Source organism: Rhodoluna limnophila, assembly GCF_005845365.1.
Lineage (GTDB): Bacteria > Actinomycetota > Actinomycetes > Actinomycetales > Microbacteriaceae > Rhodoluna > Rhodoluna limnophila.
Map to the genome: position 1 here is coordinate 588,217 of NZ_CP040509.1, position 12,124 is coordinate 600,340.

At 53.5% G+C, this 12,124-nt stretch carries 10 protein-coding genes; 5 read left to right on the forward strand and 5 right to left on the reverse strand.

The annotated features are described in order from the left end of the window. Positions 1-2 precede the first annotated feature (2 nt). From sufC to sufB, 4 genes are read right to left on the reverse strand one after another with little or no spacing between them, the layout of a single operon-like run. Positions 3-755, reverse strand: coding sequence for a Fe-S cluster assembly ATPase SufC (gene sufC / locus FFA38_RS02885; RefSeq protein ID WP_138275307.1), 753 nt, complete (start codon positions 753-755; stop codon positions 3-5). A gap of 29 nt (positions 756-784) precedes the next feature. Continuing rightward, a complete protein-coding gene (locus FFA38_RS02890; protein WP_216641477.1) occupies positions 785-1,102 on the reverse strand; it encodes a non-heme iron oxygenase ferredoxin subunit in 318 nt (105 codons plus the stop codon). Continuing rightward, positions 1,102-2,286: a Fe-S cluster assembly protein SufD gene (gene sufD / locus FFA38_RS02895; protein ID WP_138315471.1), complete on the reverse strand. Its 1,185-nt coding sequence runs from the start codon at positions 2,284-2,286 to the stop codon at positions 1,102-1,104. Before sufD ends, FFA38_RS02890 begins: the two co-directional genes overlap by 1 nt. Then, positions 2,286-3,704 carry a Fe-S cluster assembly protein SufB gene (sufB, locus tag FFA38_RS02900; RefSeq protein ID WP_138275310.1) on the reverse strand — a complete coding sequence of 473 codons (1,419 nt, stop codon included), beginning with the start codon at positions 3,702-3,704 and terminating at the stop codon, positions 2,286-2,288. The genes sufD and sufB overlap by 1 nt, the downstream gene beginning before the upstream one ends. 245 nt (positions 3,705-3,949) lie before the next feature. On the opposite strand from sufB, the gene FFA38_RS02905 reads away from it, so the two are divergent. Together FFA38_RS02905 and FFA38_RS02910 are read left to right on the forward strand one after the other, a co-directional pair. Next, positions 3,950-4,870 (forward strand): COX15/CtaA family protein, encoded by a 921-nt coding sequence (locus FFA38_RS02905; protein ID WP_253786197.1) that lies wholly within the window; start codon positions 3,950-3,952, stop codon positions 4,868-4,870. Next, the gene (locus FFA38_RS02910; protein ID WP_138315472.1) at positions 4,870-6,234 is read left to right on the forward strand and encodes a cryptochrome/photolyase family protein; all 1,365 of its coding nucleotides are present in this window, start codon (positions 4,870-4,872) and stop codon (positions 6,232-6,234) included. Before FFA38_RS02905 ends, FFA38_RS02910 begins: the two co-directional genes overlap by 1 nt. Here the strand turns inward: FFA38_RS02910 and FFA38_RS02915 are convergent. Then, the gene (locus FFA38_RS02915; protein WP_138275312.1) at positions 6,231-7,106 is read right to left on the reverse strand and encodes a heme o synthase; all 876 of its coding nucleotides are present in this window, start codon (positions 7,104-7,106) and stop codon (positions 6,231-6,233) included. The genes FFA38_RS02910 and FFA38_RS02915 overlap by 4 nt on opposite strands. A gap of 194 nt (positions 7,107-7,300) precedes the next feature. On the opposite strand from FFA38_RS02915, the gene tkt reads away from it, so the two are divergent. From tkt to FFA38_RS02930, 3 genes are read left to right on the forward strand one after another with little or no spacing between them, the layout of a single operon-like run. Then, a complete protein-coding gene (tkt, locus tag FFA38_RS02920; protein WP_138315473.1) occupies positions 7,301-9,391 on the forward strand; it encodes a transketolase in 2,091 nt (696 codons plus the stop codon). A 33-nt stretch (positions 9,392-9,424) separates the two neighbouring features. Further along, positions 9,425-10,525, forward strand: coding sequence for a transaldolase (gene tal / locus FFA38_RS02925; RefSeq protein ID WP_138315474.1), 1,101 nt, complete (start codon positions 9,425-9,427; stop codon positions 10,523-10,525). Then, a complete protein-coding gene (locus tag FFA38_RS02930) occupies positions 10,525-12,120 on the forward strand; it encodes a glucose-6-phosphate isomerase (RefSeq protein ID WP_138315475.1) in 1,596 nt (531 codons plus the stop codon). Before tal ends, FFA38_RS02930 begins: the two co-directional genes overlap by 1 nt. Positions 12,121-12,124 lie beyond the last annotated feature (4 nt).

Here is a 12,124-nt window from a genome sequence, read left to right on the forward strand (position 1 = left end):
GATTAGGCCTTTACGTAACGGTCGTAGCCCTCAGCTTCAAGGCGATCTGCAAGCTCTGGGCCGCCCTGTTCAGCGATCTTTCCGGCAACGAAAACGTGCACGAAGTCAGGCTTAATGTAGCGCAGGATTCGGGTGTAGTGGGTGATTAGAAGCAAACCAAAGTCATTCTCTGACTTGGCACGGTTTACACCCTCTGAAACAATCTTCAACGCGTCAACGTCTAGACCAGAGTCGGTTTCGTCAAGAACAGCAAACTTTGGCTTCAATAGTTCTAGTTGCAGAATCTCGTGGCGCTTTTTCTCGCCACCTGAGAATCCCTCATTTACGTTGCGCTCGGTGAACGAAGAGTCCATGTGAAGGGCATCCATGGCTCCGCGGACATCCTTGATCCAGTTACGCAGCGCAGGAGCCTCGCCAGCGATGGCGGTCTTTGCGGTGCGCAGGAAGTTCGACACTGATACGCCAGGAATTTCAACAGGGTACTGCATCGCTAGGAATAGTCCGGCACGAGCGCGTTCGTCAACGCTCATCTCAAGCACGTTCTCGCCATCGAGCAGAATTTCACCCTCGGTAACTTCATATTTTGGGTGACCTGCAATGGTGTAGGCCAGGGTTGATTTACCTGAACCGTTCGGGCCCATGATTGCGTGGCTTTCGCCCGAGCGAATAACTAGGTCAACACCCTTCAGGATTTCTTTAGTGCCCTGGTCGGTCTCGACGGTTACGTGGAGGTTTTTGATTTCAAGAACTGACATGTGATTTTTTCTTTTCTAAGAGGTCTGAGTTATTCGGCGTCGATTTCGAGGAAAATCTCGTCGTTCTCGACGATGACTTCGTACGCCACGACTGGTTCGTAGGCAGGGAGAGTTAGAGCCTCGCCAGTCTCAAGTGAGAACTTGGCGCCGTGTGCCCAGCACTCGACGGTCTTATCTTTGCCGATGAAGCCCTCGCTCAGCGAGATTTCACCGTGGGAACACTTGTCATCAAGTGCAAAGACTTCGCCATCCTTGGTCTTGAAGATTGCGATCTGAAGTTCACCCACCTTCACACGGATAGCCTTGCCAGCTTTGATTTCGTCTACCTTGCAGATGCGGACTGCCATTATGAGTTACTCCTTGCTAGCTCAGCCTCGATTGCGTCGGTGAGGCGGGCTTCGATTTCTTCGTTACCAATCTGCTGGATGATTTCGTTGAGGAAACCACGTACGACAAGGCGACGGGCTTCAATCTCTGGAATTCCGCGGGCCTGTAGGTAGAACAACTGCTCGTCGTCGAAGCGGCCGCTGGCCGATGCGTGCCCGGCCCCGGCAATCTGACCGGTTTCAATCTCTAGATTTGGCACCGAGTCAGCTCGTGCGCCATCGGTTAGCAATAGGTTTCGGTTTAGCTCGTAGGTATCAGTGCCCTCCGCAGCCATGCGAATTAGTACATCTCCAACCCAAACAGTGTGTGCGCCGTCTCCCTGAAGTGCACCCTTGTAGGTGACTCGAGACTTGCAGTTAGGAACTGCGTGATCAACGTAAAGTCTGTTCTCTAGGTGCTGGTCCTCGTCTGCGAAGTACATTCCTAGCAACTCAACGTCGCCACCCGGCTGAGTAAATTCGGCAGAAGTGCTAACTCGAACGGTCTCGCCTCCCAAACTGACAACCAGGTGCTTCAGTTTGGCGTTTCGACCAAGGCGGGCCATTTGAGTCGACGCGTGAACCGCCTCGGCATTCCAATCCTGAATCGAGATAAGAGTTAGGTGGGCTTCGTCGCCAACAATAATCTCGAGGTTTTCGCTCAAAATCGCGTCACCCTTGTGGTCAAGAATCACAGTTGATTCTGCAAATGGTTTTGCATCGACAATCAGGTGAATAGCGCTTGGCTCGGTTGATTCTGAATTGAGGGTTAGCTGAACCTCAGACTTTGCGTTGCCTGGAAGGGTTACCAGATAGGCCTGCTCAGCAGAGCCCCAGGCTGCTGCACTCGGACGCTCTTCTGGAATGCCTGCTCCGCCAAAGGCCGGATTGTCTGAGCCCACCCATGCGGTTGTAACGCCATCGGTGTGCTTGATTTCAAGGTCGCCAACGTACTCGGCAAGTGAATCGGCATCCAGACCTTTTAGGCGCGCCGCAGGCAAGTATCGCCACTGCTCTTCGCGGGTCGAAATTGCCGGGAAGTCGGCTACGTTTGTCGACCTTTTGCGCTCGTAGCGAGTCTGAATTGGAACGCCTGCCCCATGGCTGTGAGCCTCAAGGCCGTGCTGTACTGAACCGCTTTCAACGGTTGGTGTTGAAGTGGTCACTAGCCGACGGCCCCTTCCATCTGCATTTCGATGAGTTTGTTCAACTCAAGGGCGTATTCCATTGGTAGTTCCTTAGCGATTGGTTCAATAAAGCCGCGAACGATCATCGCCATGGCCTCGTCTTCGGGTAGTCCTCGGGACTGTAGGTAAAACAACTGCTCTTCGCTAACGCGCGAGACTGTGGCCTCGTGGCCCATTGAAACGTCGTCCTCGCGCACGTCTACCGCTGGGTAGGTATCCGAACGAGAAATTGTGTCTACCAATAGCGCGTCACAGCGAACTGTGTTGGCAGAGTGGTGAGCACCTGGCATCACGCGAATTTCGCCACGGTACGACGTACGGCCACCTCCGCGTGCGATTGACTTCGAGACGATTGAGGAGCTGGTGTGTGGCGCAAGGTGAATCATTTTTGCGCCCGCGTCTTGGTGTTGGCCCTCGCCGGCAAAAGCCACCGACAGGGTCTCTCCGCGAGCGTATTCTCCGGCCAAAATTACCGCTGGGTACTTCATGGTTACCTTTGAGCCGATGTTTCCATCGATCCATTCCATAGTTGCGCCCTCGTGGCAGATTGCACGCTTGGTAACAAGGTTGTAGACGTTGTTTGACCAGTTCTGAATGGTCGTGTAGCGAACACGGGCACCCTTCTTCACAATGATCTCAACCACGGCAGAGTGCAATGAGTCAGACTGGTAAATCGGTGCGGTGCAACCCTCGATGTAGTGCACGTATGAATCTTCGTCAGCGATGATCAGGGTGCGCTCGAACTGACCCATGTTCTCAGTGTTGATGCGGAAGTACGCCTGAAGCGGGATCTCCACATGAACGCCCTTTGGAACGTAAACGAATGATCCGCCCGACCACACCGCAGTGTTTAGGGCAGCGAACTTGTTGTCACCGGCAGGGATAACGGTTCCGAAATACTCCTGAAAAATCTCAGGGTGCTCTTTGAGAGCTGTATCGGTGTCTAGAAAGATTACGCCCTGGGCTTCGAGGTCTTCACGGATCTGGTGATAAACCACTTCAGATTCATACTGTGCGGCAACACCGGCAACCAAACGGCTGCGCTCGGCTTCTGGGATTCCCAGGCGCTCGTAGGTGTTGCGAATTTCTTCAGGAAGCTCTTCCCAGGTGTTGGCCTGGCGCTCAGTTGAACGCACGAAGTACTTGATGTTGTCAAAATCAATGCCACTAAGGTCTGAACCCCAGCTAGGCATCGGTTTCTTGCCGAAGAAGTCAAAACCTTTCAGGCGGCGCTCAAGCATCCACTCCGGTTCACTCTTAAGTCCAGAAATGTTCCGGACCACACCTTCGTTGATTCCTCGCTTCGCGATTGAACCGGCGGTATCGGAGTCGGACCAGCCGAACTCGTACACGCCAAGGCTGTCAAGTTCTGGTCGGTCAATGATGATGTCGGACAAGCCGGCCTCCCTTTTTATGCTGCTCAGATCTAAGTTTCTTGATCCGAAATAGTCTGTGAGTGTCAACTGATGAACCGCGCTTCCGTATTCCCTGCAAGGCAAACTTTGCCCTGTGTAAAGATGGGTTCAGGAGAAGTCTCAAGATTGCAACAGTGCAATCGAGAAATAGTTGAAACTATCCGCAAGTTTACCGATATGGCTTGGAATCCGGAAGCCAAAAACCGCGTCGAAAGGCAGTGTTTCCTTTGTTTACAAAGATTCGCAACACCATTGCGAACAATCCCCTCTTTTCTGCTGCCAGACTCCCGCTTTATGTCTGGCTTTCACTGGTTAGCCAGATACTCATCGTGGTTACCGGTGGCGTTGTGCGCCTAACCGGTTCAGGATTGGGCTGCCCAACTTGGCCGAAGTGCACCGAGGATTCTCTGATTACGGTGCCGGAAATGGGTTGGCACGGAGTTATTGAGTTTGCGAATCGCCTTCTGACCTTTGTACTGGCACTCATCGCCCTGCTTACCTTCGTTGTGATTGTTCGCCTCGGTCGCAAACTGAACCGCGGATTATTTGCACCGGCGCTAATTCTTGGTCTTGGAATCCCAGCTCAGGCTGTCCTCGGCGGGTTCACCGTGTGGAGTCAGCTAAACCCATGGTTTGTAGGGGCTCACTTTGTCTTAAGTGCCATCATGATTGCAATTGCCTCTTTGTTGGTTTTTAGAGCATTACCTCCGGTAGATGTTGCTGCCCCACGCAGCCTGTGGTTGACCGCAACACCGGTGGCAGTGGTTGGCGCGATCTCAGTGATCATCGGTGTTTTGGTTACCGGCGCTGGTCCGCACTCGGGTGACGCAGAAAGCATCAGAAATGGATTGGACCTGGAGCTGTGGCAACACCTGCACTCCTACCCCGCTTATGTCCTTATCTTGCTAGTCATTGCCCAGGCATGGATTCTCTGGAAGCGGGACCGATGGTCTAAGAATTTTCAGACCAAGGCAGTCCTGTGGCTACTGGTCGTTCTAATTGGTCAAGCAGCCATCGGAGTCGCTCAGGCTAGATTGGGCGTTCCTCCCCTGCTAGTTGGTCTCCACATGCTAGGTGCCGCAGTGATCTGTTCCATGCTGACTTTCCAGTGGCTTGCTATTAGGGGCAAGAGCCGAGGCTCAAACTAATGTCGCGCCTATTTTGGTTCAGACGTGACCTCCGTCTGCAAGACAATGTGGCTCTGAACCAGGCGGTGGCCGGTGCAATTAGTGACGGCGACAATCAGGTGCTCCCCGTTTACGCTCTGGACTCCTCAGTTTTCGAGTCGCTCGAGGGCATTAGGCAATGGTCTCTGCACGAGTCCCTCAAGTCGCTGCAGCGCTCGCTGGGTGGCAACCTTTCCGTGGTGCTGGGTTCGCCGGCGGCTTCATTGGTTGACGCTGCTGCTAAAGCTGGCGTTTCGGTCGTCCATGCCACTAGAGCCTTCGATACCCGAGGAGTGGCCGAACAAAATGCGGTCGGTCTGGCACTTAAAGATGCTGGCATTTTTCTTCAACTTGACGATAGCTATTACGCTGTTGCTCCGGGGTCAGTGAAGAAGCCCGACGGCTCCCCCTATCGCGTTCACACACCATTTTTCAAGAACTGGTACCAGCACGGTTGGGCAAAGCCAGTTGCGCTCGCCGAAGGAGCCATTTGGCGCTCGATAGATGGGCAAACGGAGATTCCGCTGCCGACTAAAGATTCACCAATCAAAGTGACTGCTTCGGAGGCTTTTGCCGCTCAAACTTTCGAGCGCTTCAAGCACCGTGCGCTTGAAAATTACGGCGATGACCGAAACCGTGCCGACCTGTCGGGGACATCGCACCTGAGCCATGCGCTGGCCTTTGGCGAGATTCATCCGCGAACCATCCTTGCCGATCTGCAGGATTCTCCTGGCGAAGAAGTCTTCAGAAAAGAGATTGCCTGGCGGGAGTTTTATGCCGATGTCCTTTGGCATAACCCTCACACCGAACACGATTACTACGAACCGCGATTCAAGGACATGCGCTACGACGTTGGCCCGGATGCCGATGCCAAGCTGCAGGCCTGGCAGCAGGGAAAAACCGGTTTTCCCATGGTGGATGCAGGTATGCGCCAACTTTTGGCCACGGGTTGGATGCACAATCGCGTTCGCATGATCGTTGCCTCATTCCTCATTAAGGATCTGCACCTTGAGTGGCAACTCGGCGCTGAGTGGTTCGAGCGCAATCTAAGTGATTTTGATCCGGCTTCAAACGCCCATGGCTGGCAATGGACTGCCGGTTGTGGCACTGATGCTTCGCCGTACTACCGAGTCTTCAACCCAGTACTGCAGGGATACAAGTTTGATCCTCGCGGCGACTACATCCGCAAGTATGTTCCCGAGTTAGCCCACATCTGGGGGCCAGAGATTCACGAGCCTTGGCTAAGGCTGGATGGTCTGTCGCAGGGCTATCCGAGTCGAATTGTCGATCACGCTACCGAGCGGGACGAGTCGCTAGCTCGGCTAAAGGAAATTAAGAAGGACTAGCCCAAGACCAAAGGGTCAACTGCAAGAGCCACAAACAGTAGCGTCAGGTAAATGTTTGAGATGTGGAACAGTGGCATCGGTTTGCTAATTTCACCCGTCTGAGCCTGCTTGAAAATTCTGTGTGCTGCCCAGATAAACCAGATTCCACCCGCGATTGCAGTGGACGAGTAAATCCAACCAAGTCCGGCTACCGGGATTAGCACCCAGGTGCTGACCGCAACGGCCCATGCGTAGAGGACAATCTGCATGGCAACTGTCTTTGGTCCACGCACAACCGGCAACATCGGAACCCCAGCACGCTCGTAGTCATCGCGGTACTTGACTGCAAGAGGCCAATAGTGTGGCGGGGTCCACAAGAAAATAATTAGGAATAGAACCCAAGGGGTCAACGACAGGTCGTTTGTTACTGCCGCCCAGCCGATTAGCACTGGAGCCGCTCCCGCAGCGCCTCCCCAAACGATATTCTGAGGGGTCCAGCGCTTGAGAAGCATGGTGTAAATCAGCACATAGAAAAGCACCGCGGCAAGAGAAATTAGAGATGCCAGCCAGTTGACAAGAAGGCCGAGCCAAAGCACCGATGCCAAGCCGATAATCCACGAGAAAACTAGAGCTTCGCGATTAGTGAGTTCACCAGTTACCAGCGGGCGGTTCTTGGTACGGCCCATGATTTTGTCAATGTCGGTGTCATAGACGCAGTTGAAGGCGTTTGCTGAACCTGCGCTCAGAGCACCACCGATAAGGGTCGCCAAAACCAGCCAAAGATCCGGCATTCCGCCCTCGGCAAGCACCATCGTCGGAAGAGTGGTGATTAACAAGAGCTCAATTACACGTGGCTTGGTCAGCGCAACGTAGGCCTTGGTTTTTTTCAACATTTCTAATAAGTGTAAATCAACGACATACTTCGTTATTCCTTCAAGTAGAAAAACACTGAGGTAGTAGACTTTTCCAAGAACTTGATTGGGTTTCAAGCACGTATTTGTGCCCATTTTTTAGTACTTCTCATGGCAATGGCGCCGAGCAAATTTTTTAGTCCCGATCTCATCTACAACAAGAAAAGGAGCTGCTCTTGTCAGCATTCCAATGGACCGAACTCGACACCAAGGCAGTCGACACAGCCCGAGTTCTAGCCGCAGACGCAGTTGAAAAAGTTGGCAACGGTCACCCTGGTACCGCAATTAGCTTGGCGCCAGTGGCCTACCTGCTTTTCAACAAAGTAATGCGCCACGATCCAAAGGATGACCGCTGGCTTGGGCGTGACCGTTTCATCTTGAGTGTCGGTCACAGTTCTTTGACTATTTACAACCAGCTTTACCTGCACGGATACGGCCTTGAACTTGACGACCTTAAGGCTCTTCGTACTTGGGGTTCAGCAACTCCGGGACACCCAGAGTACGGTCACACCAAGGGTGTTGAAATCACCACCGGTCCATTGGGTCAGGGCTTGGCATCAGCAACCGGTTTCGCATACGCATCTCGCTTTGAGCGTGGTCTATTCGACCCACAGGCCGCCGAAGGCCAGTCCCCTTTTGACCACTTTGTTTATGTAATCGCTGGCGATGGTGACATGCAAGAAGGTGTCACCTCAGAGGCCGCATCACTCGCGGGTCACCAGCAACTGGGCAATCTAGTTGTGATCTACGACTCAAACCAGATCTCAATTGAAGATGACACCAACATCGCCTTCACCGAAAGCGTCACCGCTCGCTATGAGTCATACGGATGGCACACCCAGACCGTTGACTGGAAGAAGACCGGCAACTACGTTGAGGACCTCGAGGAGCTTTACAACGCCATCCAGAAGGCCAAGTCAGTAACTGATAAGCCATCGCTAATTACCCTTCGCACCATTATTGGATGGCCGTCACCGAAGAAGCAGAACTCGGGCAAGATTCACGGTTCAGCCCTAGGTGCCGAGGAGCTTTCAGCGCTCAAGACCGTTCTAGGTTTTGACCCGGAGAAGACCTTTGAAGTATCACCTGAGGTAATTGCTCACACTCGCAACACCGATCGATTTGACCGCGAACGTTCAGCCTGGGAAGCATCATTTGACGCCTGGGCATCCGAAAACGCCGACAAGAAGCACCTGCTTGACCGAATCGTTGCTGGCGAAACCCCAGAAGGTCTTCAAGCTGCTCTTCCGGTCTTTGAGAACGGAAGCTCAGTTTCAACTCGAGTAGCTTCGGGCAAGGTAATCAACGCAATTGCCGGAGTCATGCCAGAACTTTGGGGTGGTTCAGCCGACTTGGCCGATTCAAACATGACCACAATCGCTGGCGCTAAGTCATTTGTTCCAAGCGAATGGTCGACCCACGAATGGAACGGCGACAAGTACGGTCGCGTTCTGCACTTTGGTATCCGTGAACACGCCATGGGCGCGATTCTCAACGGAATCGTTCTGCACGGAAACACTCGAGTGTTCGGTGGAACCTTCTTGATCTTCAGCGACTACATGCGTCCTGCAGTACGTCTAGCTGCACTTATGGGTATTCCATCAATCTTCGTTTGGACCCACGACTCAGTGGCTCTTGGTGAAGATGGCCCAACCCACCAGCCAATCGAGCAAATTGCCACTCTGCGCGCGATTCCAAACCTAGACATGGTTCGCCCAGCCGACGGCAATGAAACTGCGTTCGCTTGGAAGACCGTTCTGGAGCGTCGTCAGGGTCCAGCTGGTCTTGCGCTTAGCCGTCAGAATCTTCCTGTGTATCCACGCGGCGAAGCTGACGAGACCGGTTCGGTTTATGCCGGTGCCGAAAACACCGCAAAGGGTGCGTATGTCCTTCTTGAAGCGGCAAACGGCCAGCCACAGGTAATCCTGATTGCTACCGGTTCCGAAGTTGAAATCGCAGTCAACGCTCGTATTCAGCTAGAGGCTCAGGGCATCGCCACTCGCGTGGTTTCAGCTCCTTGCCTTGAATGGTTCGATGAGCAGTCGGCCGAATACCGCGAGTCAGTTCTTCCTGCGGCTTTGAAAGCCAAGGTTTCAGTTGAGGCTGGCGTGAGCTTGGGTTGGAACAAGTACGTCGGACCATTCGGTCAGAGCGTCTCAATTGAGCACTTCGGTGCTTCAGCCGACCCTAAGACTCTTTACCGCGAATTCGGCATGACTGCTGAGGCTGTCGTAACCGCAGCCCTAGCTTCATTTGCAGCCAACTAGCCCAAATTTTTCCTAAGAAATCGGAGTAAATAAATGTCAAACAGCCCACTAGCTCAGCTAGCCGCAAATGGCGTCAGCATCTGGCTTGACGACCTATCACGTTCACGCATCGTCTCTGGCGGTCTGCGCGATTTGATCACCAACCGTTCGGTTTCTGGCGTAACTACCAACCCGACCATCTTTGCCGGTGCGCTGGCCAAGGGTGAGGGCTACCAGGCTCAGGTTGCTGAACTTGCTGCTGCGGGAGCATCCGCTGAAGAAGCAATCTTCGAAATCACCACCAAAGACGTTTCGGATGCCTGTGACATCTTTGCTGGCGTTTACGCAGAGACAAAGGGCTTTGATGGCCGCGTGTCAATCGAGGTTGAGCCTGGACTGGCAAACGACACCGATGGCACCATCTCTCAGGCCAAGGAACTGTTTGCCAAGGTCAACCGCGAGAACGTAATGATCAAGATTCCTGCAACCAAGCCAGGTCTAGGCGCTATCACCGCAGTAATTGCTGCAGGTATCAGTGTCAACGTAACCTTGATTTTCTCTCTCGAGCGCTACCGCGAGGTTATCGCTGCTTACATCGCTGGTATCGAGCAGGCAAAGGCCAACGGCCACGATCTGTCAAAGATCCATTCAGTAGCATCATTCTTCGTTTCACGCGTTGACACCGAAGTTGACAACCGTTTGGTAACTGCTGGGCACCCTGAGTTGAAGAGCCAGGCTGCACTTGCTAACGCTCGTCTTGCCTACGAAGTATTTGAGCAGTCTTTTGCTACTGACGCTTGGGCAGCACTTGCTGCCGCAGGAGCAAACGTACAGCGCCCATTGATGGCATCTACCGGTGTAAAGGACCCAGCGCTGCTTGACACCCTTTACGTGACCGAATTGGTTGCTCCTCAGCTGGTCAACACCATGCCTGAGAAAACTATGGAGGCCGTCTATGACCACGGTGTTATTCCTGCCGCTTCAATCACCAACAACTACGAAGCTGCTCGCGAGGTTCTTGCAGCAGTTGAGGCCGCTGGAGTTTCATTGGCTGACGCAACTCAGGTTCTAGAAACCGAGGGTGTAGACAAGTTCATCGTTTCTTGGAACGAACTAGTTCAGACCGTTGACACCGCACTCAAGGCGGCAAAGTAATGTCGCTAAAGGTCGTTGTAGCCGGTACTGCCGCGGCAGCTGTTGCCAACAACATTGATGCACTAGTTGCCGACAAGGTGGCTAGCCGCATTGCTGCGAAGGACTTTACCCTTTGGGGTAAGGATGCTGAATCAGAGTCAGCCATTCGTCTAGGTTGGGTCAACTCTGCAACCGACTCTGCTCCCCTAGTTGAGGGCATTTTGGCTCTAAAGGCCGAGTTCAACGCAAAGGGCGTTGACCGCTTTGTTCTTTGTGGAATGGGTGGATCCTCGCTTGCTCCTGAGGTTATTACCCGCACCGCCGGTGTTGAGCTAGTTGTTTTGGACTCGACTAATGCCGACCAGGTTGGGGCTGCGCTAGCCGGCGACCTAGCTCGTACCGCGATCATTGTTTCTTCCAAGTCAGGCTCGACTGTAGAAACCGACTCTCAGAAGCGCATTTTCGAGAAGGCCTTCACCGATACCGGAATCGATAAGGCCGACCGAATCGTTGTGGTTACTGACCCGGGTTCTCCGATGGAGGCAGCTGCTAAGGCAGATGGTTACCGTATCTTCAATGCAGACCCAACTGTGGGTGGCCGTTACTCGGCGCTAACCGCATTTGGTTTGGTCCCGTCTGGACTTGCCGGTGCCGATATTGCCGGTCTTCTGGCTGAGGCGGCTGAGGCTGCCGAGGTTTTGTCATCTGATTCAGTTGACAACCCAGGCCTGATTCTAGGTGCCGCCCTGGCTTGCACCCCAGGCGAAATGGGAAACCGCGACAAAATTGGAATCGTTGCTGACGGAACTGAAATCATCGGTTTTGGTGACTGGGCCGAGCAGCTAATTGCAGAGTCGACTGGAAAGCTCGGCAAGGGCATTCTTCCTGTAGTGCTAACCCCAACCAGTCAGGAACTCCACTCGGGTCTTGCCGACCTGGTTGCCGTTCACGTTCAGGCTGATGCAAAGCCGGTTTCCGGAGACACCGTATCGGTTTCAGGCTCACTGGGTGCTCAGTTCTTGCTTTGGGAGTACGCAACCGTAGTGGCAAGCCGACTGATTGGCATCAACCCGTTTGATCAGCCAGACGTTGAATCTGCAAAGATCGCAGCACGAGGAATGCTAGAGCAACGTGACGCTGTAATTCCTGCGCTGTTCACCGATGCAGGCATCGATGTTCGAAGCACCGAACTTGCTGTGTCAGGTACAACAGTTTCAGCTGCAATTGCGGCGCTGTTGGCTCAGCTTGACGATGACGAGGGCTACCTCTCAATTCACGCCTATCTTGACCGCACTTCAGTCGCCGAGGCCGAAGAGCTTCGCGACCTGTTTGCTGTCAAAACCCGTCGTCCTGTGACTTTTGGTTGGGCACCACGTTTCTTGCACTCAACTGGTCAGTACCACAAGGGTGGTCCGCGCCAGGGTGTTTACCTTCAGTTGGTTTCTGAGGCTGCTGCAGACATCCAAGTTCCTGGTCGTGACTTCACCTTCGGTGAGCTGATCGCCTCTCAGGCAGCCGGTGATGCCAAGGTTCTTGGCCAGCTTGGTCGCCCGGTGCTGACACTAACTTTGGCAGATGCCAAGGCTGGCGTTGCACTTATCAAGTCAGCCCTCTAAGGAG